Origin of the sequence: Pseudomonas mandelii (genome assembly GCF_900106065.1) — a bacterium.
In the GTDB taxonomy this organism is placed as follows: domain Bacteria; phylum Pseudomonadota; class Gammaproteobacteria; order Pseudomonadales; family Pseudomonadaceae; genus Aquipseudomonas; species Aquipseudomonas mandelii.
The window spans coordinates 2884507-2907970 of record NZ_LT629796.1 but is presented as its reverse complement, the minus strand read 5'-3'; the positions used below and the strand labels follow the sequence as shown (position 1 = coordinate 2907970).

General features: G+C 59.2%; 21 protein-coding genes. 14 read left to right on the top strand and 7 right to left on the bottom strand.

Features of this window, described 5'->3' with window-relative positions:
- Window positions 1-62 precede the first annotated feature (62 nt).
- Window positions 63-950, top strand: coding sequence for an EamA family transporter RarD (gene rarD, locus BLU63_RS13235; protein ID WP_083375619.1), 888 nt, complete (start codon window positions 63-65; stop codon window positions 948-950).
- A gap of 215 nt (window positions 951-1165) precedes the next feature.
- Here the strand turns inward: rarD and BLU63_RS13230 are convergent, their stop codons facing one another.
- Window positions 1166-1684 (bottom strand): glycine cleavage system protein R, encoded by a 519-nt coding sequence (locus BLU63_RS13230; RefSeq protein ID WP_010467092.1) that lies wholly within the window; start codon window positions 1682-1684, stop codon window positions 1166-1168.
- 535 nt (window positions 1685-2219) lie between these two features.
- Here BLU63_RS13230 and BLU63_RS13225 point away from each other — a divergent pair.
- The gene (locus BLU63_RS13225) at window positions 2220-4397 is read left to right on the top strand and encodes a malate synthase G (protein ID WP_010467089.1); all 2178 of its coding nucleotides are present in this window, start codon (window positions 2220-2222) and stop codon (window positions 4395-4397) included.
- A 43-nt stretch (window positions 4398-4440) separates the two neighbouring features.
- On the opposite strand, the gene BLU63_RS13220 is transcribed toward BLU63_RS13225, so the two are convergent.
- Window positions 4441-4911, bottom strand: a complete 471-nt coding sequence (locus BLU63_RS13220; RefSeq protein WP_010467088.1) for a response regulator — start codon at window positions 4909-4911, stop codon at window positions 4441-4443.
- Window positions 4912-5163: 252 nt separating this feature from the next.
- Between BLU63_RS13220 and BLU63_RS13215 the strand changes: the two genes are divergently transcribed.
- From BLU63_RS13215 to BLU63_RS13175, 8 genes are all read left to right on the top strand, one after another.
- Entirely contained in the window at window positions 5164-7104 is a 1941-nt protein-coding gene (locus tag BLU63_RS13215) for a putative nucleotidyltransferase substrate binding domain-containing protein (protein ID WP_042932509.1), read from the top strand.
- The gene (locus tag BLU63_RS13210) at window positions 7101-7808 is read left to right on the top strand and encodes a 3'-5' exonuclease (protein ID WP_083375618.1); all 708 of its coding nucleotides are present in this window, start codon (window positions 7101-7103) and stop codon (window positions 7806-7808) included. Before BLU63_RS13215 ends, BLU63_RS13210 begins: the two co-directional genes overlap by 4 nt.
- A 240-nt stretch (window positions 7809-8048) precedes the next feature.
- Window positions 8049-8567: an RNA polymerase sigma factor gene (locus BLU63_RS13200; RefSeq protein ID WP_010467082.1), complete on the top strand. Its 519-nt coding sequence runs from the start codon at window positions 8049-8051 to the stop codon at window positions 8565-8567.
- Entirely contained in the window at window positions 8564-9535 is a 972-nt protein-coding gene (locus tag BLU63_RS13195) for a FecR domain-containing protein (RefSeq protein ID WP_077747287.1), read from the top strand. Before BLU63_RS13200 ends, BLU63_RS13195 begins: the two co-directional genes overlap by 4 nt.
- A gap of 247 nt (window positions 9536-9782) precedes the next feature.
- A complete protein-coding gene (locus tag BLU63_RS13190; RefSeq protein WP_083375616.1) occupies window positions 9783-12209 on the top strand; it encodes a TonB-dependent siderophore receptor in 2427 nt (808 codons plus the stop codon).
- A gap of 71 nt (window positions 12210-12280) precedes the next feature.
- On the top strand, window positions 12281-13411 hold the full coding sequence (locus tag BLU63_RS13185) for a PepSY-associated TM helix domain-containing protein (RefSeq protein ID WP_083375615.1): 1131 nt from the start codon (window positions 12281-12283) through the stop codon (window positions 13409-13411).
- A complete protein-coding gene (locus BLU63_RS13180) occupies window positions 13408-13587 on the top strand; it encodes a hypothetical protein (RefSeq protein WP_010467072.1) in 180 nt (59 codons plus the stop codon). Before BLU63_RS13185 ends, BLU63_RS13180 begins: the two co-directional genes overlap by 4 nt.
- A 157-nt stretch (window positions 13588-13744) precedes the next feature.
- Window positions 13745-14374 carry a glutathione S-transferase gene (locus BLU63_RS13175; RefSeq protein WP_077747449.1) on the top strand — a complete coding sequence of 210 codons (630 nt, stop codon included), beginning with the start codon at window positions 13745-13747 and terminating at the stop codon, window positions 14372-14374.
- Between the two features lie 210 nt (window positions 14375-14584).
- Here the strand turns inward: BLU63_RS13175 and creD are convergent, their stop codons facing one another.
- From creD to rloA2, 4 genes are all read right to left on the bottom strand, one after another.
- Entirely contained in the window at window positions 14585-15955 is a 1371-nt protein-coding gene (gene creD / locus BLU63_RS13165; RefSeq protein WP_083375613.1) for a cell envelope integrity protein CreD, read from the bottom strand.
- A 177-nt stretch (window positions 15956-16132) separates the two neighbouring features.
- Window positions 16133-17551: a two-component system sensor histidine kinase CreC gene (creC, locus tag BLU63_RS13160; RefSeq protein WP_083375612.1), complete on the bottom strand. Its 1419-nt coding sequence runs from the start codon at window positions 17549-17551 to the stop codon at window positions 16133-16135.
- Window positions 17551-18231 carry a two-component system response regulator CreB gene (gene creB / locus BLU63_RS13155; RefSeq protein WP_077747281.1) on the bottom strand — a complete coding sequence of 227 codons (681 nt, stop codon included), beginning with the start codon at window positions 18229-18231 and terminating at the stop codon, window positions 17551-17553. The genes creC and creB overlap by 1 nt, the downstream gene beginning before the upstream one ends.
- A 59-nt stretch (window positions 18232-18290) precedes the next feature.
- Window positions 18291-18797 carry a retropepsin-like aspartic peptidase RloA2 gene (gene rloA2 / locus BLU63_RS13150; protein WP_010467060.1) on the bottom strand — a complete coding sequence of 169 codons (507 nt, stop codon included), beginning with the start codon at window positions 18795-18797 and terminating at the stop codon, window positions 18291-18293.
- A 339-nt stretch (window positions 18798-19136) separates the two neighbouring features.
- On the opposite strand from rloA2, the gene BLU63_RS13145 reads away from it, so the two are divergent.
- Window positions 19137-20024 (top strand): acyltransferase, encoded by an 888-nt coding sequence (locus BLU63_RS13145; RefSeq protein WP_083375611.1) that lies wholly within the window; start codon window positions 19137-19139, stop codon window positions 20022-20024.
- A gap of 1 nt (window position 20025) precedes the next feature.
- Here the strand turns inward: BLU63_RS13145 and BLU63_RS13140 are convergent, their stop codons facing one another.
- A complete protein-coding gene (locus tag BLU63_RS13140) occupies window positions 20026-20580 on the bottom strand; it encodes a DUF2780 domain-containing protein (protein WP_077747279.1) in 555 nt (184 codons plus the stop codon).
- Between the two features lie 321 nt (window positions 20581-20901).
- Between BLU63_RS13140 and BLU63_RS13135 the strand changes: the two genes are divergently transcribed.
- The 3 genes from BLU63_RS13135 (at window position 20902) to BLU63_RS13125 (ending at window position 23399) form a co-directional block, all read left to right on the top strand.
- Complete coding sequence (locus tag BLU63_RS13135; RefSeq protein ID WP_083375610.1) at window positions 20902-21114, top strand: cold-shock protein; 213 nt, start codon at window positions 20902-20904, stop codon at window positions 21112-21114.
- 344 nt (window positions 21115-21458) lie between these two features.
- On the top strand, window positions 21459-22760 hold the full coding sequence (locus BLU63_RS13130) for an ISL3-like element IS1411 family transposase (protein ID WP_011920678.1): 1302 nt from the start codon (window positions 21459-21461) through the stop codon (window positions 22758-22760).
- Window positions 22761-22814: 54 nt separating this feature from the next.
- Window positions 22815-23399, top strand: a complete 585-nt coding sequence (locus tag BLU63_RS13125; protein WP_144443446.1) for a DUF3757 domain-containing protein — start codon at window positions 22815-22817, stop codon at window positions 23397-23399.
- The last annotated feature ends 65 nt before the right edge of the window (window positions 23400-23464 follow it).

Genomic DNA, 23464 nt, shown 5'->3' with positions numbered 1-23464 from the left:
ACAAAAAATACAACACATCTATACAATCCCCTCTTTGTTAGCTGCCTAAGCAAGGATTCTGCATGCAAGCTGCCAACCCGCGTCGCGGGTACATCCTGGGCCTGAATGCCTACATCATCTGGGGCCTGTTCCCGATCTATTTCAAAGCCATCGCCAGCGTGCCGGCCGTGGAGATCATCATTCACCGTGTGCTGTGGTCGGCGCTGTTCGGCGGCTTGTTGCTGATGGTCTGGAAACACCCGGGATGGTGGCAGGAACTGCGGGATAACCCGAAACGCCTGGCGGTCCTGGCCCTGAGCGGCACGCTGATTGCGGCCAACTGGCTGACCTACGTCTGGTCGGTGAACAACGGGCGCATGCTTGAGGCCAGTCTCGGTTACTACATCAACCCTCTGGTCAACGTGTTGCTGGGGATGCTGATCCTCGGCGAGCGGCTGCGGCGCATGCAGTGGATCGCGGTGGGGCTGGCGGCCATCGGCGTGGCGCAGCAGGTGTGGCAAGTCGGCAGCTTGCCGTGGGTGTCGCTGGTGTTGGCGCTGACGTTCGGCTTCTACGGTTTGATCCGCAAGCAGGCACCAGTCAAGGCGCTGCCCGGCCTGGTGGTGGAAACCTGGATGCTGGTGCCGATTGCCATTGCCTGGCTGCTGTTCAATCAGACGGCCACAAGCGCTCAGCCCGAGTTCTGGACCACATCCGAAGCCTGGTGGCTGGTGGCGGCCGGGCCAGTGACGCTGGTGCCGCTGGTGTGTTTCAACGCCGCCGCACGGCATCTGCCTTACACGACGCTGGGTTTCCTCCAGTACCTGGCGCCGACGCTGGTGCTGTTGCAAGCCGTGCTGTTGTTTGGCGAGCATTTGTCTTCCAGCACGCTGGTCGCGTTTATCTTTATCTGGGCAGGTCTGGCGGTTTACAGCGTCGATGCGGTGATCAGTCTTCGCCGCCGCAGCTGATCAAAAAACACACAAACCTCTGCGAGCCACGTCCTTCGTGGCCTGCAGTGATCCTTCCCAAGGTTATCCACAGCGTGATCCCCGCCGTTTGTGCGCAACTTGTTGAAACTGATGGTTTTTTGATCAGATCTGGAAGAAGCCCGGCCGGCGTGGGCTGGCGGGCTGTCTCTACAGGTTATCCACAGGCAGGTGCACGTTTAACTTGGATAACCCGGTCAGGGTTCACTGCGCAGCACCAATTCCACCATCAGATCGTCGGCCAGGGTTTCCAGGCGCGACTGCAAGACATCCAGCGATAAGGTCAGCGGCACCGCCAGGATCGCTTCGGCGTGAAACAACGGCTCGCTGCTCATCGGTGCCGGACGCACTTCGGTCACCAGACGCTCCAGGCTCACCCCTTGCTCACTCAGCAGGCGAGTGATGTCACGGACAATCCCCGGGCGGTCATTGCCCACCAACTCCATGGCAATCGGTTTCCAGGTGCAGGATTGCTCAATGCCGCTTTCGGCGATCAGCACGCGAATACCGTGGGCGGACAACGCCTTCAGGGCATCGACCAGCTCATCGTAAGCCTCGGCCGGCACGCCCACCCGAAGAATCCCGGCGAACTGCCCGGCCATGCGCGACATGCGGCTCTCCAGCCAGTTGCCGCCATGCTCGGCAATGCATTGGGCAATGCGCTCGACCTGCCCTGGCTTGTCCGGAGCGAAAACAGTGAGTACGAGGTGGTCCATGGCGCAGCCCTCTTTTGTTATAGAAAAAGAAGTATAGGCAAGGGTTGTTACGGCGTTGAATCGGCGAATGCCTTCCCGGGCAAGCCTCGCTCCTAGAAGGAGCCGCCCCCTGCAGGAGCGAGGCTTGCCCGCGAAAGGAGCGCCGCGAAGAACATCGCGAACAATAAATCGTGTACAAGTTTTTATATTTAACTGGAACAATCCAATAGTTTTTTGAGAACATCCCGTGCCCCGACGTGACTGCAATGCGTCATGGGGTCGCAGAACGACGTAATTAGTCTAATTTTCACAAGCGCAATTCATCATGTAGTATGCCGCAGCGCGCACTACATAACGTTGGATCGATGTCTGCCACAGGCACACTCGCAGCCCTGATAGCCCTGTCAGCAAGGCCTCAAAGCCGTTGATCGGTTCCATCCCAGCCGCCCGAAATGGCATGTACTGGTGGAAGGGGTTTGTGGTTTAAATAGCCAGAGGCTTCATTGTTAATTTGAAGAGCTGAAAAGCGAAATAGCTGAGCAGAGTGAGGCAAGCAATGACTGAACACGTTCAAGTCGGTGGCCTGCAGGTCGCCAAAGTCCTGTTCGACTTCGTGAACAACGAAGCCATTCCCGGTACCGGCCTCACCGCCGATAAGTTCTGGGCCGGTGCCGACAAGGTCATCCATGACCTGGCGCCGAAGAACAAAGCCCTACTCGCCAAACGCGATGATTTCCAGGCTCGTATCGATGGCTGGCACCAATCCCGTGCCGGTCAACCACACGACGCTGTGGCCTATAAAGCCTTCTTGCAAGACATCGGTTATCTGCTGCCAGAAGCGGCTGATTTCCAGGCAACGACCCAAAACGTCGATGACGAAATCGCCCGCATGGCCGGTCCACAGCTTGTGGTGCCGGTGATGAATGCCCGTTTCGCGCTCAATGCCTCGAACGCCCGTTGGGGTTCGCTGTATGACGCGCTCTACGGCACCGATGCCATCAGCGAAGCTGACGGCGCGGAGAAAGGCAAAGGCTACAACAAGGTTCGCGGCGACAAGGTCATCGCCTTCGCCCGAGCCTTCCTCGACGAAGCCGCGCCCCTGGCGGCCGGCACTCACGTCGATTCCACCGGCTACAAGATCGTTGACGGCAAACTGGTCGTCGCCCTCAAAGGCGGCAGCAACACCGGCCTGCGCAACGATGCACAGCTGATCGGTTTCCACGGCGATACAGCCGCACCGACTGCAATCCTGCTGAAAAACAACGGCCTGCACTTCGAAATCCAGGTCGATGCCAGCACCCCGGTCGGCCAGACCGACGCTGCCGGTATCAAAGACATCCTGATGGAAGCTGCGCTGACCACCATCATGGACTGCGAAGACTCCGTCGCCGCTGTCGATGCCGATGACAAAGTGGTGATCTACCGCAACTGGCTCGGCCTGATGAAGGGCGACCTGTCGGAAGAAGTCTCCAAAGGCGGTCAGACCTTTACCCGCACCATGAACGCTGATCGCACCTACACCGGTGTCGACGGTAAGGAACTGAGCCTGCACGGTCGTTCGCTGTTGTTCGTGCGCAACGTCGGTCACCTGATGACCATCGACGCGATCCTCGACAAGGACGGCAACGAAGTGCCGGAAGGCATTCTCGACGGCTTGATCACCAGTCTGGCAGCGATCCACAGCCTCAACGGCAACAACTCGCGCAAGAACAGCCGCACCGGTTCGGTCTATATCGTGAAGCCGAAAATGCACGGCCCGGAAGAAGCCGCGTTCACCAACGAGCTGTTCGGTCGCATCGAAGAAGTCCTCGGTCTGCCGCGCAACACGCTGAAAGTCGGGATCATGGACGAGGAGCGCCGCACCACGGTCAACCTCAAGGCCTGCATCAAAGCTGCGAGCGAGCGCGTGGTGTTCATCAACACCGGTTTCCTCGACCGCACGGGCGATGAAATCCACACCTCCATGGAAGCCGGCCCGATGGTGCGCAAGGCGGACATGAAGGCCGAGAAGTGGATCGGCGCCTACGAAAACTGGAACGTCGATATCGGTTTGAGCACCGGCCTGCAAGGTCGCGCCCAGATCGGTAAAGGCATGTGGGCGATGCCCGACCTGATGGCGGCGATGCTCGAACAGAAAATCGCTCACCCGCTGGCCGGCGCCAACACCGCCTGGGTTCCATCGCCGACTGCCGCTGCGTTGCACGCGCTGCATTACCACAAGGTCGACGTGTTCGCCCGTCAGGCCGAACTGGCCAAACGTGCCCGCGCGTCGGTTGACGACATCCTGACCATCCCGCTGGCGGTGAACCCGCAGTGGACTGCGGAACAGATCAAGAACGAACTGGACAACAACGCCCAGGGCATTCTCGGTTACGTGGTGCGCTGGATCGATCAGGGCGTGGGTTGCTCGAAGGTGCCGGACATCAACGACATCGGCCTGATGGAAGACCGTGCGACGCTGCGGATTTCCAGCCAGCACATCGCCAACTGGCTGCGTCATGGCATCGTCACACATGACCAGGTCATGGAAAGCCTCAAGCGCATGGCGCCGGTGGTTGACCGCCAGAACGCCAACGACGCGCTGTATCGTCCGCTGGCACCGAACTTCGACAGCAACATCGCCTTCCAGGCGGCGGTCGAACTGGTGGTTGAAGGCACGAAGCAGCCAAACGGCTACACCGAGCCGGTCCTGCACCGTCGTCGCCGCGAGTTCAAGGCTGCCAATGGCCTGTAACTGAGCACTGGCGCCGGACAAAAAAAAGGCCCTGATCGAAAGATCAGGGCCTTTTTATTTCAGATTCCGGTGCATCCATTCCCAACTCATGCTTGACCAGCGCCAACAGCTTGCCGGTATTGACAGGTTTGAGCAGGAAGTCGACCACGCTCAAGTGCATTGCAGCAATCGCGTCTTGTACATCGGCGTCGCCGGAAACGATGATGATCGGCAAGGCCGCCCTTTCCGACTGGCGAACCTGGCGGATCAGGTCCAGGCCATCGATGTGTCCCATGCGCAGATCGGTAATCACCAGGCCGATCGAGGGTTTCTCGTCCAGCATTTTGAGTGCGGTTTCGCCACTGGCGGCGGTCATGCAACGAATACCGTCCAACGCAAGAATCTCCGACAACAGCTCACGCGCGTCTTTATCGTCGTCAACGATCAGCACCCGCTGCGCCGGTAAATCGGGTTCGAGCATGACGGCACTCAGCGCCTCGCGCTCGGCATCACTCAAAATATCGTGGTCGGACATGGCTTTCTCTACGTTTTCAATTCAATCCCCTAGCACTTTCGTCAGACATCGCTAAGTAGACCTTCAATGTGCACTTCGTCGGAAACTTTTCCTATAGCCAATGTAGGAGGTTTTTCCTGCATTTGCGTCAGACATTTCCTAACTTCCGAAGCCTGCACGCCCCGACCTAGACTTACGTCCAATGGGCACCCTGCATGTACGAGCCGACCATGGGGGTAGTCATCCGACAACAATTCAAAAAAGACTGCGGTAATGGTTATGAGTAGAGAGGACGCCTTTACACAGGCAGGGAAAACCGCGGTGTTGCAGAACATCCAGGGCACTTTGCAATTCCTTCAGCGATTCCCGCCCTTCAATCAAATGGAACACGCGCACCTGGCGTATCTGGTTGAACAATGTCAGCTGCGTTTTTATGCGCCCGGCGAAAGCATCATCAAACCGGCCGACGGGCCGGTTGAGCATTTCTATATCGTCAAACAAGGACGGGTTGTGGGTGAGCGCCCGCATACGGCCAAGGGCGGCACCGAAACCACCTTCGAAATCACCACCGGCGAGTGTTTCCCCCTCGCCGCGCTGCTGGGCGAACGGGCGACCCGCACCGAACACCTGGCGGCCGAAGACACCTTTTGCCTTCAGCTCAACAAGCTGGCGTTCATCAAGTTGTTCGCCCTTTCCACCACGTTTCGCGACTTCGCCCTGCGCGGTGTCAGCAGCCTGCTGGATCAGGTCAATCAGCAAGTCCAGCAAAAAGCCGTGGAAACCCTCGGTACTCAATATTCGCTGAACACGCGACTGGGCGAATTGGCCATGCGCCATCCGGTGACTTGCAGCCCCGCCACGCCATTGCGTGAAGCCGTGACCCTGATGCATGAGCAACAGGTCGGCAGCATCGTGATTGTCGACGAGCGCAAAGCCCCGCTGGGCATTTTTACCCTGCGCGACCTGCGCCATGTGGTGGCCGACGGCACTGACGACTTCAACGAAGCGATCGAACGCCACATGACCCAGGCGCCGTTTTTCCTGTCACCGGACCACAGCGCCTTCGATGCGGCGATCGCCATGACCGAACGGCACATCGCCCACGTCTGCCTGGTGAAGGACCATCGTCTGTGCGGCGTGGTGTCCGAGCGCGACCTGTTTTCCCTGCAACGGGTGGACCTCGTCCATTTGGCGCGGACTATTCGCAGCGCCCAGAAAGTGGAAAACCTGGTGGCGCTGCGCGGCGAGATCGGCCAACTGGTCGAACGCATGCTGGCGCACGGTGCCTCCTCGACCCAGATCACCCACATCATCACCTTGCTCAACGATCACACCGTGTGCCGGGTGATCGAACTGACCCTCGCCGAAAAAGGCGACCCTGGGATTCCATTCAGTTGGCTGTGCTTCGGCAGCGAAGGTCGCCGCGAACAGACGCTGCACACCGATCAGGACAACGGCATTCTGTTCGAAGCCCGGGACGCGGCGCATGCCGCCGAAATTCGCGGCAAATTGCTGCCGATTGCCCAGCAGATCAACCAGAGCCTGGCACTCTGCGGCTTCACGCTGTGCAAGGGCAACATCATGGCCGGCAACCCTGAACTGTGTTTGTCCCGGGCCGAATGGGCGCGGCGTTTTGCGGCGTTTATTCGTGAGGCGACGCCGGAGAACCTGCTGGGTTCGAGCATCTATTTCGACCTGCGAGTGGTCTGGGGCGACGAACAAGGTTGCGAGCAGCTGCGTCGGGGGATTCTCGATCAGGTGAATGACAACCGGTTGTTCCAGCGGATGATGGCCGAGAACGCCTTGCGCAACCGCCCTCCGGTCGGGCGTTTCCGTGAGTTCGTGCTGGCGCGCAAGAATGGCGAGAAAGCCACGCTGGATCTGAAGGTCCAGGGGCTGACGCCTTTCGTCGATGGCGCCCGATTGCTGGCCCTGGCCCATGGCATCGAGTCCAACAATACCTTGGAGCGCTTTCGCGAACTGGTGGCCAAAGAGGTCATCGAACGGCTCGACGGCGCCGCGTATGAAGAGGCCTACCACTTCATCCAGCAAACCCGCATGCAGCAACATCAGCTACAGACTCGGGAGAACTTGCCCTACTCCAACCGGGTCGATCCTGACAGCCTCAATCATCTGGACCGACGGATCCTGCGTGAGTCCCTGCGCCAGGCTCAACGCCTGCAAAGCAGCCTGGCCCTGCGGTATCAGCTATGAGCCTGTTTTCATGGCTGCGTCCGGCAGGCCCAAGCCTGACCGCTGAACTCCAGCAACGTCTGCAACGCTTACCCTCGGCGGCCGATCTGAGCGAATGCAGCCTGCGCGAGCAGCGCTGGGTGGTGCTCGACCTGGAAACCACCGGGCTGAACCTGAACAAGGACCGGGTGTTGTCCATCGGCGCGGTGGTGATCGAAGACGGAGCGATCGATTTCAGCCAGCAGTTCGAACGCACGCTGCAATGCGCCGATATGAAGGTAGGGCCCAGCGTATTGATTCATGGTCTGGGGCCTAGCGCGATTGCCGCTGGCAGCGATCCGGCTCAGGCATTGGTCGAATTTATGGAGTTCGTCAGAGACAGCCCGGTGCTGGCGTTTCATGCGCCGTTCGATCAACACATGCTGGGGCGTTCGCTGAAAGAGCATCTGGGCTACAAATTGCAGAATACGTTTCTGGATGTGGCGGACATCGCACCGTTGCTGTGTCCTCAGGCGCACATTCGCGATGCCGGGCTCGATGACTGGATCGACTGGTTCAAGCTGGAAGTCTTCGAACGCCACAACGCCAGCGCCGATGCGTTGGCCACCGCGGAGCTGGCGTTGATTCTGTTCAGCCGGGCGCGGCAGCAGCAGATTCATAGCCCGTTGAATTTGCAGCAGCGGGTGAGTCAGTGGAAACGCCGGCAGCGGGCGCCGTCCTTCTAAATCTGCGGCGTCGTTCTGACGCCTTCGCGGGCAAGCCTCGCTCCTACAGGTTTTGTGTTGATCTGTGGAACGACGACATCCTGTAGGAGCGAGGCTTGCCCGCGAAGCACGACAACGCGGTCCACCTGAAGACTCCCCATCAAAAACCACCTGACCAGTGGCCAATTGCTTACCTCCCCCGCCTCTGCCACAATCGCGAACAATTCTCGTTAGTTAACACTTCCCAATCGGTGATGCTGCGTGTCGTCAGTCCAAAGCCCCCAAAGTGAGCTCGTTGGTGCGTTGTATCGCGACCATCGCGGGTGGCTATTGGCCTGGCTGCGACGCAATGTGGCCTGCCCGCAACGGGCCGAAGACCTGAGTCAGGACACCTTCATGCGCCTGCTCGGCCGTGATGAGCTGAAGGAGCCTCGTGAACCGCGGGCGTTTCTGGTGGCGATCGCCAAGGGCTTGCTGTTCGATTATTTCCGTCGCGCAGCGCTGGAACAGGCCTACCTCACCGAATTGATGCTGATCCCCGAAGGCGAACAACCGTCGGTGGAAGAACAGCAGCTGATCCTCGAAGACCTGAAAAACATCGACCGCCTGCTTGGCAAGCTTTCCAGCAAGGCCCGGGCGGCGTTTCTCTATAACCGCCTCGACGGCCTCGGCCATGCGCAAATCGCCGAGCGCCTGGGCGTGTCAGTGCCTCGGGTTCGCCAATACCTGGCACAAGGCATTCGTCAGTGCTACATCGCGCTGTACGGTGAGCCGGTATGAGCCCGGCCAGTTCCAAACCGGTATCAGCCCAAGTGCTGGACGCCGCGATTGCCTGGCAATTATCCCTGGATTCCGGCAGCCCGGTGGAGCGCGAAGAGTTCACCAAGTGGCACGCCGCCCACGAGGAGCATGCGCGGGCCTGGCGCCAGCTGGGCATGCTCGACCAGCGTTTCAGCGTCGCCAGCGGCCCGGCGCGCACGGCGTTATTGCAATCGCGCGAAAGCATTCGCCGACGGGTGCGCAAGCTCGGCAGTGGCCTGGCCAGCGTCGTCGCAGTAATCGGCTTGGCGCTGTTCGTCGGTGATCGTCATTTGCCCATCGACTATTGGCTGGCCGACCAGCGCACCGCCACCGGCGAGCAGCGCACCCTGCGCCTGAGCGACGGCACGCTGATCAACCTCAACACCCACAGCGCGGTGGACGTGCGTTTTGACGAGAAGCAGCGGCTGATCATCCTTCAGGAAGGGGAAATTCTCGTCGAAACCGGTCATGGCGACGCTCGACCGTTTATCGTCGAAACCCGTGAAGGCAGCCTGCGCGCGCTGGGTACGCGGTTCCTGGTCAAGCGCGAGGACGACGGCACGCGACTGAGCGTGTTGCAGTCCGCAGTGGCCGCCCATCCGCAGTCGAGCCCTGAAGAGCAGATCCTGTGTGAAGGCCAGCAAGTGCTGATGCGCAGCAATGGCCTGGGCCCAATCGTCGCGCTGAACCTCGGCGCCGATGCCTGGACCCGCGGCATGCTGGTGGTGGACAACACACGACTGGAAGACCTGGTGCACGAACTCGGTCGATATCGACGGGGGCATTTGGGCGTTGCGCCGGAGGTGGCTGACCTGCGGATCACCGGTAGCTTCCCCCTGCACGACACCGACAAGGCGCTAAGCGCGCTGCTGCCGACCTTGCCCGTGCAGATCGAACAGCACACGCCGTGGTGGGTGACGGTGGCGAAGGCCGAAGCCAAGCCCTGAGGGGTGTTGCGTCTAATCGGCCGCCTTCGCGGGCAAGCCTCGCTCCTACAGGATGTCATCGCTCCACAGGTCGACACAAAACCCGTAGGAGCGAGGCTTGCCCGCGAAGAGGCCGTCAACAACAGCACACATCTAGACTCAGCCCCTCACTTACTGAATCGAAATTATTTTCATCCAGCCCTATCACTTTGGGATTCTCATTCGGCACCTAGGCAATTGAGAAATATTTCCATTCAGGAGCCGCTGTATGTCCCGTTCGCTAGACACCTTGTTGCGCCCCAGCTTGCTGGCCATCGCCATTGCCCTTTGCGCCCCGCTGGCCAGCAGTCAGCTGATTGCCGCTGAACAGGCGTCCAGCGTTCGCGCCTACAACCTGCCGGCCGCGCCATTGGCCAGCACGCTGAACCAGATCGCCAGCCAGGCGGGCCTCGCGCTGTCGTTGAACCCTTCGCTGGCCGCGGGCAAGATCTCCGCGCCGGTCAAGGGCCAGTACGACGCCGCCAGCGCCCTGCGTGAAGCCTTGCGCGGCACCGGTCTGCAACTGGAGCAAAGCAGCGCCGGCACCTACAGCCTGGCCGCCATTCCCGAGGGCACGCTGGCCCTGCCGGAAACCGCCGTCATCGGTGTCCAAAACACTGAAAGCGCCTGGGGCCCGGTGGAAGGCTACGTCGCCACGCGCACCGCCGCCGGCAGCAAGACCGACACCGCGCTGGTCGAAGCGCCGCGCTCGATATCGGTCGCCACTCGCCAGCAAATGGAAGATCGCAATGTGCAGAACCTCGATGACGCCGTGCGCTACATGCCCGGCATCGTCGCCAGCAGCTACGGCAGCGACACCCGTGCCGACTGGCTGCGGGTCCGGGGCTTTGAGCCGACCCAGTTCCTCGATGGCCTGCCGCTGCCGAAAGGCACCTACGCCAACCCGAAACAGGAAACCTGGAACCTCGATCGCCTCGCCCTGCTGCGCGGCCCGGCGTCGTCGGTCTACGGCCAGACCCCGCCGGGTGGCTTGCTGGACATGGTCAGCCGCCGTCCAAGCGCTGAAGACAGCCACGAGATCCAGCTGCAATACGGCAGCGACAACCAGCGCCAGATCAACTTCGCCAGCACCGGCAAAATTGATGACGAAGGCCAGTTCCTCTATAGCCTGAGCGGCGTGGTGCGCGACAGCGGCACGCAGATCGACCACGTCGACAACAAGCGCTACAACGTCGCACCGAGCCTGACCTGGAACATCGACGAAGACACCCGCTTCACCCTGCTCACGCAATTCACCCGCGACGATACCGGCATCACCAGCCAGTTCCTGCCGGTGCAGGGCACCAAGATCGACATGCCGTTCGGCAAGGTTTCCCATCATAAGAATCTCGGCGACCCGGACTGGGAATACTACGACCGCACCTACTACGCTCTGGGCTATGCGTTCGAACATCGCTTGAACGACGTCTGGCAGTTCAAGCAGAACCTGCGTTACACCAAATCCGATCTGTCGTTCCAGGGGCTCACTGTCGGCTCGTATCCGTTCACCCAGGTGGATAACGAAGGCAACGTCGGGCGCACCAGCACCATCGTCGATGAAGACATCAGCCAGTTCGCCGTGGATAACAATTTCCAGGCTGACTTCGCCACCGGTGATGTCCGTCACACCCTGCTGCTGGGTCTCGACCACCAGCGCAGCAACACCAACTACACCTCGATTTTCGGCGACGGGCTGACCACCAACGTCAATAACCCGATCTATGGCCAGCCGATCGTTCGTCCGCCGCGTTCCACCGCGTTCTACGACTACAACCAGAAGACCTACCAGACCGGCCTGTACGTGCAGGATCAAATGGCCCTCGACCAATGGCGCCTGACCGTCGGCGGACGTGAGGATTGGGTCCACACCAGCACCGAGTTTTTCAACAAGGGCGATGCCACCAACACCCAGCGTGACAAGAACTTCAGCGGCAACGCGGCAATCAGCTATGTGTTTGATTCGGGCTTCGTGCCGTACTTGTCGTACGCCGAATCCTTCCAGCCCACCACCGGCGCATCAGCCTCCAGCACCGAATCGTTCAAGCCGACCGAAGGCAAGCAGTGGGAATTGGGCATCAAGTACCAGCCACCGGGCAGCAACACCCTGCTCAGCGCAGCGGTGTATGACCTGACCCAGAAAAACGTCTCGGTCACCACCACCGTCGGCGCCACACCGATCACCAGCCAGACTGGCGAAGTGAAGGTCAGGGGCCTGGAGCTGGAAGCGGTGTCCGACGTCACCGAAAACCTGAAAATCATCGCGGCCTACACCTTGGCCAAATCCGAAGTGCAGAAAGGCGACTACAAGGGCAACCGACTGCAACTGATGCCCAACCAACAAGCTTCGCTGTGGGCCGATTACACCTGGCACACCGGCGTGCTGGATGGCTTCGGCATTGGCGCCGGCGCTCGCTACACCGGCAACACCTACGGCGATCAGGGCAACACCTGGCTGGGCAAGGCCGACGCCTACACCGTGTTCGACGCGGCGGTCCATTACGACCTCGGCCGCCTGGACAACAGCCTGAAAGGCGCGTCCCTGGCACTGAACGCCACCAACCTGCTGGACAAGGACTACATCTCCACCTGTGACAGTTTCTACTGCTACTACGGCGACCAGCGCAGTGTCGTCGCCAGTGCAACTTACAAGTGGTAAATGCCTGAGCTGAACGCTCCAAGACCAAGCCGTCCTTCGGGGACGGCTTTGGTATTTCTGAAGGCCATCAAATGAAAAGTAAAACAATTCGCCGCTGGTCGTTCATCCACACCTGGACCAGCCTGATCTGCACCGTGTTCCTGCTGATGCTGGCGCTGACCGGCCTGCCGTTGATCTTCCACCACGAGATCGACCACCTGCTGGGCGATGCCGCCGAGTTGAAGCAAATGCCGGCGGACACCCCGCAGCTGAATTTGCAGCAGTTGGTGCAGGCGGCGGAAAAACATCGCCCCGGCGAAGTCATGCAGTATTTCGGCTTCGACGAAGAAGAGCCCAACGCCGCGATCGCTATCATGGCGGCCACCGCCGGTACCGAGCCCAATTCGTCGCACACCTTCATGCTCGACGCCCGCACCGGCGATGCGCTGGAGATGCCGTCGGCCAACGGCGGTTTCATGATGGTGATGCTGCGCCTGCACGTGGACATGTTCGCCGGTCTACCGGGCAAGTTGTTGCTGGCGTTCATGGGGCTGATGTTTGTCGTGGCCATCATTTCCGGGACGGTGCTGTACCTGCCGTTCATGCGCCGCTTGAAATTCGCCAGCGTGCGCCAGGACAAATCCACTCGCCTGCGCTGGCTCGACCTGCATAACCTGATCGGCGTGGTCACCCTGACCTGGGCACTGGTGGTCGGGGTGACCGGCGTGATCAGTGCCTGCGCCGACCTGCTGATCGCCGCCTGGCGCAACGACGCACTGAGCACGATGATCGCACCCTACCGCGATGCGCCACCGCTGACGCAATTGGCACCCGCGACCCGTTTGCTCGACATCGCCAAGGAAGTCGCCCCGGGCATGCAACCCGATTTCATCGCCTTCCCCGGCACGCGGTTTTCCAGCGAACATCATTACGCCGTGTTCATGAAAGGCAGCACCCACCTGACTTCGCACCTGCTGACCCCGGTGTTGATTGACGCCAGCACCCTGCAAGTCACGGCGGTGGCGGAACGACCGTGGTACATGGACGCCATGGGCATGTCGCAACCCCTGCACTTTGGTGATTACGGTGGCATGCCAATGAAAATCCTCTGGGCGACTCTGGATGGGCTGACCATCGTCGTGCTGGGCAGCGGGGTTTATCTGTGGGTAGTGCGGCGCAAGGCGGCGAAACCTGCGCTCGAGCAAGCGGAGGCTCAAGCATGAGGCCACGACAGTCGAACTTCTGGAAGGTCTTCGCCACGCCCACCGTGATCGCGCTGCTCAGTGCCGCGGGGTTGTTCGCCGCGTTGCTGGGCGACGGCGTGTGGGATGCCTTGAGCTGGCTTGGCCTGGGCGTCCCTGCCGTCCTGGCCCTGCGCGGGCTGCTGCAACGCCGCTGATCCTTGTGGGAGCGAGCCTGCTCGCGATGGCGGCCTGACATTCGACAGGGGTGCTGAATGTAAACGACCTCTTCGCGAGCAGGCTCGCCCCCACGATCTTGAGCAATCTCTTGAACGCGCTATGCTGCCCAGCACTGCCCAACTCCGAGACGCTGCCATGTCCGCCCCCAGCATGACCCTGTTCCACAATTCGTTATCGCCCTTCGTCCGCAAAGTCATGGTGCTGCTGCACGAAACCGGTCAGACCGACCGCGTGGCGTTGCAAGACTGCGTGCTCACACCGGTAAGCCCGGATCAGGCGCTCAACGAAGACAACCCGCTGGGCAAGATCCCGGCCCTGCGCCTGGCCGACGGCAACGTCATCCATGACAGCCGGGTGATCCTCGATTACCTCGATCATCAACACGTCGGCAACCCGCTGATCCCCCGCGACGGTTCGGCCCGCTGGCGCCGTTTGACCCTGGCCTCGCTGGCCGACGGGATCATGGACGCGTCGGTGGTGGTTCGTTATGAAGTGGTCCTGCGCGCCCCCGAAAAACAGTGGGACGAATGGCTCGATGGCCAGCGCGACAAGATTCGTCGCGCGCTGGCGCTGTTGGAGAAGGACGCGATTGCCGAGCTGACCAGCCATTTCGATGTGGCGGCGATCAGCGTGGCGTGTGCGCTGGGTTACCTCGACCTGCGCCATCCGGATCTGCAATGGCGCGAGGCGAATCCCCAGCTGGCGGCCTGGTATTTTGAGGTGAGTCAGCGGCCGTCGATGGTGGCGACGATGCCGAAGGTTTGAATCTTCGCTGACGGTTCGAGCCTCATCGCGAGCAGGCTCGCTCCCACAGTTGATCGGTGGTGTGCACGAACCTTGTGTTCACTGCAGATCCCTTGTGGGACCGAGCCTGCTCACGATGGCACCACACCGGGTCAACAGGAAACAAACCGAATATCTGCTTCGCCAACTCTTCCCCCTCCCGCTGATCCTCGCGCAACCCCAACGACCGGCTCATTCCACTGCCCCGATATCAAACGCCAACGGCTTGGCCGGCTTCTGCCCGATCCCGTACCAATCCAGCTTGCGGGTCAGCACCATGAACACGCCGAGCAAGCCGAACAGCAACAATGAGCCCATCAACAGCGCGTAATCCTCAGCACTCAACAAGCCGTAGAGCAAGCCATACAACGCCGCCAACCCCGCCGAAAAGCTCAAGCCGTGACGCGCGCTTCGCAACACATGGCAGACATAGAACCCGATCAGCAACACGCAGCCGCCGGCCGACAACAGATAAGCCAGGGCAAAACCGATGTGCTCCGACAGCGACAGCAGCAACAGGTAGAAGAATGCCAGCGCAACCCCCACCAATGCGTATTGCACCGGGTGCACCGCCAGGCTTTTCAGCACTTCGAAGAGGAAGAAGCCGGCGAAGGTCAGCACGATGAACAGCAGTGCGTATTTGATCGCCCGATCGCTCTTGAGGTATTGGTCCACCGGATCAATGAAACTCACGCCAAAGCTGCGGCCGCTGTACGCCTCGCACCCACCGCCGGACACACAACTGCTCAGCGCTTCCTGCAGGTTCGTGGAGAAAAACGAGGTCTGCCAGTTGGCGGTAAACCCCTGATCGGTGACTTCACGCTGGGCCGGCAGGTAGTTGCCGATGAAGCTTGGGTGCGGCCAGTTGGCGCTCAGCGACACCTTGCTGGTCTTGCCCACGGGAAGGATCTGCAACTGACCGGTGCCTTGCAGCCGCAGGTCGAAACCGAAGGCCAATTCCGTGGCTTGCCTGGCATCCAGCGCTGGCAATGTCACGTGTACACCTTCGCCTAACCAGCCCACCTGGGTCCCCGGAACAAAGTCCAGCCGCTGGTCATTGAGTTCGAGTTTCAGGGCGTTTTCGATGCCGCGAATGTCGCTGATCCCGACCGCCAGAAACGGTTGGTCGAACTGGTAATCGGCGAAGTCTTCCTTGATGCCCAGTTGCGCCGGGACCGAGAAATGCCCGCTGATGCGGTTGTCGGCGTGGAACAGTCGCGCCTCGTAAATGCCTCGGGAGCGCAGTTCGGTCTGCACCTGGCCATCGAGTTCGAAGCGTTCCGGGAGGAAATACAGACGACCGCGCTCCTCACCGACTTCCTGATAACGCTGGTTGGTTTTCTCGTTGAGTTTCCAGGTGCGCACCACTTTGCGATACGGCACCACCATCAGCGGCCCGTTCAGTTGCTGGCTGTAGCTGGAGCTGCGGGCAATGTCTTCAAGCACACCGTCGCGCAATTGCTGGCGGTCCTGGATGACGCCGTTGATCATCAGCAACGGAATCAGCAATAGCAGAATCAGAAGGGCGATTGCCCCGAGTTTTAGGGTCAGGCTGCGGTTCATGGGACTCTCCCTGTTTGGATGGGGAAAGTCTGGAATCGGTGTGTGGGGGATTTATGAGGGGAATATGGAGATTGTGTGGAGTCTGGGCCGGCCCCATCACGAGCAGGCTCGCTCCCCCAGTTGATCTGCGGTCCCCCAGCAGGAGTGAGCCTGCTCGCGATGGGTCGCAACTCGGTCCTAAGCCAGGTGCAACCTGACTTCAACACCACCCTCGACATTGCCGATGCTCAATGCCCCACCATGCAGCTTCACCACTTCTTCCACAAAGTTAAGCCCCAACCCGGTGCTCTTGCGCCCACTGTCCGGGCGCGGCAGCGAGTAGAAACGCTCGCTCAAACGCGGTAACGCATAGTCGGGAATCGCCTCGGCCTGATTGAACAACCTGAACTCGATCTGCTCGCCGACCCTCTCGGCGCTGAACCGCAGCAGCCCCTGAGGCGGGGTGAAATCCAAAGCATTCTCCAGCAGATTCCCCAGCGCCTGCCGCAACAGAAACGGCTCGCCATGCAGGGTCATATCCGGCGCGATCCTCTGTTCCACGCGCAACTTTTTCCCTTCGATCCGCGCGGCCTGGGCGTTGAGCAACTCATCCACCAAACCCGCCAACGGTACCGCCACCCGCTCTTCCAGCCCTTGACGCTGTTCGACCTGGGCCAGGTTCAGCAACCGCTCAATCAACTGCTGCATCCGCACACTTTCACTGTCGATGTTGCTGACGAAACGCTGCTGCTGAGCCAACGGCATTTCACCTTGCAGCAACTCCGCTGCACCGCGAATCGCCGCCAATGGGCTTTTCAATTCATGGGTCAGGGTGTGCACATAACGCTCGACGTAGGCTTTGCCTTCCAGCTGGGTTCGCATCTGTTCCACCGCCGTCGCCAGTTGCTCCAACTCCCCGCCGCGATAATGCGGCACCTCGACGCGCCGGCCCTCACTCACCGCTTGGGCATAGGCGGTCAACCGCCGCAGCGCCGCGCTCAGCCACCATGACAACAGCGCGCCGAACAGCAGGCCCAGGCCGATCAACCCGGCGCCATAAGCGAGCAATCGACGTTCGGTGCGATCCACGTAAGGCTGCAACGAACTGTTGGGCTTGGCCACGGTGACCACGCCGATGATCTGGCCGTTGTCGCGAATTGGCGCGCCGACGTGCATCACCGAAGAGGTAGCATCGTTCGGATCGCTGCGGGTGGAACGTGCACCGTATTCACCGCGCAACGTCAGGTAGACGTCGTTCCATCGTGAATAGTCCTGCCCCACCGCTGCGCCACTGGAGTCCAGCACCACGAGGCCTTTGGCGTCGGTGACGTAAATCCGGTGGTTGACCTGGTTCTTCGGCAAGCCCCAGATGCTTGCCTTCGGCTGCCGTTCGCCATAGGCCCTGAGCAGCTCGGGCCAGCGGTTCTGGTTGAGGGTGCCGGCCTTGAAATCGTCGCGCAGGATCTCGGCCATCAGGTTGGCGGTGTCGACCAGGGTTTCTTCCGTGGACTGGCGCACCCCTGGGCGGATTTCTTCCATCACGGTGTTGAGCACGAAGTAACCGGTCAGGCCGATAAACAGCACGTAGACCAGGAAAATCCGGATCCCCAACGGCATCAGCTGTGCCCCGGGCTGTAGCTGTAACCGAGGCCGCGATGGGTCTGGATCGGTTCGGCGTCAGCCTTCACCAGACGCAATTTGGCGCGCACGCTTTTGATATGGCTGTCGATGCTGCGCTCGTAACCGGCATCGGCGGCCACGCCCAGCGCATCGAGCAATTGCTCGCGACTGAAGACGCGTTCGGGTTGTTCCAGCAGGCATTGCAGCAGACGGAATTCGTGCCGGGTGAGATTCAATGGTTGATTGCGATAGCTGATCTGCACGCGTTGGCAGTCGACCCGAAACAACGCCGATGAGACTTCGGCCACCGGTCGCGGCGCCATGCGCTTGAGAATCGCCCGGACCCGCGCCGCGACTTCCCGGGGACTGAACGGCTTGACCACGTAGTCGTCGGCGCCGATTTCCAGGCCCACGACGCGGTCGATTTCCGCGTCACGGGCGCTGAGGAAGATTACCGGCACTTCGCTGAAACGCCGCAGTTGCTTGCAGGTCTCAAAGCCGCTGATGTCCGGCAGGCCGATGTCGAGAATGATCAGGTCGGCCGGGGTCTGGCGCTGATGCTCCAGCGCCGCCGCGCCGAGGCTCAACCAGGTCGTGGTGAACCCCTCGCCCTGCAACGCGAATATCAGGGTGTCGGCAATCGCCGCTTCGTCTTCGACAATCAGGATATGAGGCATGGCGTCCGAGCCCGGCAGTTAAGTGGGCGAACGGTGCCCCAAGCCTCTCGTTCCGTCAATCAGCAGTCGGGTTTGTCGGCCGTGAAACGCCGCGCCGGGTTGACCGCCGCACCGAATTCACGCAAGGCCTTGGCACCGATCAACAGCGGATAGTTGAAGCTGCTGCGGTCGGTAAGGTTGACCTCGACGGTGCGCTTGACGTTGCCCAGGCACAGTTCCAGATCGACTACCGGGCGCTTGGTCGGCTCGACGGCTTCCTTGTCATCGTCATCCTCTTCGGAGCGGGTCTTGATCTTGCTGATCCGCGCAACCTTGTGCTCGTAGACCTTGTTGCTCGCGTCTTTGGTGGCGAGGCGGAAACGGACCCACTCGTCGCCGTCGCGGGTGAAGGTTTCGATGTCCTTGGCCGACAGCGAGGCCGTCAGGGCGCCGGTGTCCATTTTGGCCTTGAGGACTTCGCCGCCGATTTCCGGCAGCGCAATGTATTCGTAACGCCCGTACAGCGTCGGCTCGGCGGCCAGGACCGGCAGGGCCACGAGAGAAAGCAGTGCAAGGAGGGATTTCACGTAATGGGCATCCTTTGGGAATGGGGGCGCAGTGGCCAAATTCTAGACCGCAAACAACAAAGATAGTTGGACGGCCACCTAGCTTTGTGGCGAGGGAGCTTGCTCCCGTTGGGCGGCGAAGCCGCCGTAAATCCATTCAACTCGGTGTTCCTGACACGCCGCTTCACATTAGCTTTTGGGGCCGCTTCGCAGCCCGGCGGGAGCAAGCTCCCTCGCCACAGGTGATCTCATCAGGCTGCAAGCATAACGATGTAAAGGTGAAACATTCGTCACCGTCGATTTGGCCTGCGGCCCGAAGCTGAATATCATGACGCGCCCAAACGCTTTCAAGAGTTACTTATGCGCCGCCTGCTCACCGGCTGTTTAGTTACCCTGCTGCTGTTGCTCAACACCCTGGTCCTGATCGGGCCGCTGATGGTGTTTGCGCTGCTCAAACTGGTCTTGCCTGGTCGCTATCGCGACTACGCCTCATGGGCGGTGATGTGGATCGCCGAGACCTGGGCCGAGATCGACAAGCTGATCTTCAAGTGGTGCATCCCGACCCAGTGGGACATTCGTGGTGGCGAGGGTCTGCGCGTCGATACCTCATACCTGGTGATCAGCAACCATCAATCCTGGGTCGATATCCCGGCGTTGATCCAGGCCCTGAACCGCCGCACGCCGTTCTTCAAGTTCTTCCTCAAGAAGGAACTGATCTGGGTGCCATTCCTGGGCCTGGCGTGGTGGGCCCTGGATTACCCGTTCATGAAGCGCTACACCAAGTCATTCCTGGCCAAGCACCCTGAGCTGGCCGGCAAGGATCTGGAAATCACTAAAGCGGCGTGCGAGTTGTACAAGCGTCAGCCGGTGACCGTGGTCAATTACCTGGAAGGCACCCGATACACCGCAGCGAAAAGCACTCAGCAGCAGTCACCCTTCACTCACCTGCTCAAGCCCAAGGCCGGCGGCGTGGCGTTTGTCCTGGCGGCAATGGGCGAACAGCTGGATGCCGTGCTTGATGTGACGGTGGTGTATCCGCAGCAGCAGATTCCGGGGTTTTGGGACTTGCTCAGCGGCAACGTGCCGAGGGTCATCATCGACATCAAGACCCGAGAGCTCGACCCGGCATTGTGGCAAGGCGATTACGAAAACGATCCGGTGTTTCGCGAAACGGTCCAGAACTGGGTCAACCAACTCTGGATCGAGAAGGATCAACGCATCGACGCGTTGCGCGCCGAGCGCCGTTGAATCAACTGCCGGTGCCGGCGCCCCAGATCCCGCCCAGGCTTTCCAGCAACGAGCCACCAACGCCCTGCTGACCGAGGTATTGCAACAGCACCGGGGCAAACTGGCCGATCATGCCGCTGTCCATGCCCAACGCGCTGAAAGCGTTGTTCAGATCGTTGGTGTTCTTCACGGCACCCAAGGCATTGTCCAGACCGGCCGCCTTGCCGGAAGACCCAAGCAGGCCGGCCAGCGCACCCAGCTCACCGCCGCCGGACAACTTGTCGATACCCGGAACGCTTTTGGCCAGTTCCGAGTAATCGGTCGAGCTCAACTGATTCTTCGCCAGCCCCAGCATCGCCCCAGTCCCGCCGACGGCCTGTTGAGGTGTCACGTTCAATTCGCTGAGCGCGCTCAACAATCCGGCCGTTTCTGACGTTGGCGCAGCCGCTGCGGCAGCATTACCCCCCTGCATGCTCGAAGCCGCTTTGGTCACATCGTCCAGGCTGAAACCGGCGAAGACCGGGCTGGCCGCGAGGGTCATCAGCGAAGCCAGTGCTAAACCGCGTGAAATCTTCATCCAGACATCCTCTTGCGCCGTGAGAGCCACCCGTGTGTGGGCGGGAAAACTGCCGATTTGACCGGGGTTTGGGGGGTGTTGTTCCTTGCTGGCGCAGGCATTTTTTGCCTTTGGAAGTGCATAGCATGAGATAGACCAGTTAATTGACTGCTATAAGAAACAACCTGACTACATCAAACCGGTATAAAAATCTGTCATATCTGACAGTTGCGACCGTTTCGCAGCACAAACTAAGCTGAGTTTGTAACAACAGCAATCGGGAGTGAGTTATTAAATAGCAGCTCGCACCTCTTCGTTTTCGATCTGGTAGGAAGCATTAATATGGCTGACAGAGAAACAGGTATAGTTAAATGGTTTAACGATGAAAAGGGCTTTGGATTTATCACTCCAGATAGTGGAGGAGCGGAACTTTTCGTACACTTCAAAGCAATTGAATCAGACGGCTTTAAAAGTTTGAAAGAGGGACAAGCAGTATCTTACGTTTCAGAAAAAGGGCAAAAAGGTCAACAGGCTGCGCAGGTTCGCACCGAATAAATAAACAATGACCAAAGTCGTTGAAGACTCGACCAGGCCTGCTTCCACCTAGTGGTTAGGGCAGGCCATTCTTATCGGAGACACGGCGATGAGGCGAAAAACAGAAAAGTTCGATACTACAGTCATTAACGAACCTACTTCGTCGCCATCGAAAAGTTTGGAACATATAGAACTGGAGACTCAACCAATTATCTTTTGCATCAACCCGGGCGACCGTCATCCAAAGGTCGGCGATAAGGGGCTCTTCGCATTTAAGGGTGTAGAAAAAATCTGACCGGCTGGAAAAGGAGTCGAGGATCTTAGAAAATGTAAGCTCTCACACCAACAAAAACTAAGCCCCCGACGTGAACAATCTTACCTTTTCTAGCCCTGATCTTTCCAGCTTTTGCCAACTGAATAACCTCGGCCTGACTGCCACTGGACAACATCTTTGTGCAGAGCGCGCCGTCATCGAATGTCGTTTAACCAAAGCACCCGAGCCATGCCCCAAGTGCGGGGCTGCTGGTGTTTCACGCGGTACTGTCGATAGGCATCTTGCTCACACACCTTACGGACAACGACCAACCAGATTGCTGCTGCGTATCCGTCGCTGGCGTTGTGCTTGCGGCTGTTTCTGGCATGAAGATACAAACAGTGCAGCACCTCCACGTTCAAAGCTTTCATATGGGGCGATACGCTGGGCATTAGCTGCCATCGTGCTGGATCATCTGTCGGTATCTCGTGTTGCGAGCCAGCTTGATGTTGCATGGCACACCGCTAATAATGCCATTATCAACGAAGGACGGCGCCTGCTTTTTAATGACTCGACACGTTTTGACGGTGTGACCGTGCTGGGCGTGGATGAGCATGTTTGGCGACATACACGCTGTGGTGACAAGTACGTCACCATCGTGGTTGACCTTACGCCCGTGCGTAACAAAAACGGGCCGGCCCGCTTGCTCGATGTGCTGGAAGGCCGCTCCAAACAAGCCTTTAAGCAATGGCTACAGAGTCGCCCCAAATCGTGGCGTGACCAGATCGAAAGCATTGCCATGGACGGTTTTACGGGGTTTAAATCTGCAGCGCAAGAAGCCCTGCCTCAAGCCCAAACCGTGCTGGATCCTTTCCATGTCGTGCGCTGGGCAAGCAACATGCTGGATGAATGCCGCCGGCGTGTGCAACACGACATCCTGGGCCGCAGAGGGCGTAAAAATGACCCGCTCTACAAAAGCCGTCGAACGCTACTGACTCGGATCAGCTACCTGTCTGACGCCAACAAAAAGCAACTGTTCCAGCTGTTTGCAGATGAGCACCACCTCGAAGTGGATTGCACCTGGAGCATGTACCAACGGGTGGTCAGCGCCTACAACGAGCCGGATCGAAAACGTGGTAAAAAACTCATGGAAGAGGTCATAAATATCATTACAGCCAGCGACTTGCCCAAAGCGCTCATCGAGGTGAAAGGCTTGGGGGAAACGCTGAAAAAATACGCTGAGAGCATCCTTGCCTACTTCGACCGGCCAGGAACCAGCAACGGTCCAACAGAAGCTATCAACGGGCGACTTGAGCACTTACGAGGTACCGCCTTGGGCTTTAGAAATTTAACCAATTACATAGCCAGGTGCTTGCTGAAGTCAGGAGGGTTTAGAAATCAGCTACACCCTTAAATGCGAAGAGCCCGATAAGGTGACGTATGACCTAGTCCAAGGCGATAACGGACAGTGGTACGCAAAGAACATCATAGTGGTAAGCGACAAAAAGCCTCATTAAATCTATTTAGTTTTGACCGTAAGTCCAGCTTCTCTTTTGCGTACATACCAACTGAAGCTATTGTTTTTCTTCACTTACGGCAATTAGCTGGCAATAGGTATCAACGCGAGTGTTTATTACGGACAAACAAACGGGGGTTAGACACCATGCAGACAAAGATTATTGCCAGCGTTTTAGCAATCCTGACCGTGAGTAACTATACCTACGCAGATACTTGCCCTGAACCCTCATCTATTTACAAAACAAAAAGTGGCTTTGAAGCCAAGGACAAATCCGGCCATATCTGGAAAGGAGAAGATCCGGGACAACCGGTCGATGTTAAGACTCTGGTTTTTGAAGATGCGGCGTATATCACTGAAGACGAAACCGAAAACGGGCCAGTGAAAGTCAGTCAGTTGAGTTGCCGCTACCAAAATCTGGCCTTGTTTCTAGACAATGTAGTCAACTGGAAAGCCGCGGCGCCTGCGAATTGGGACGAATCGAATCGCTGTTATTCTAAACCCAACAATGACTGCTCATTCTCTTTGAGCAATTAGGTGTCACCGGACAGCCATAAAAAAGGGCGACATCTCTGTCGCCCTTCTCCCGTCTTGCGTAACGC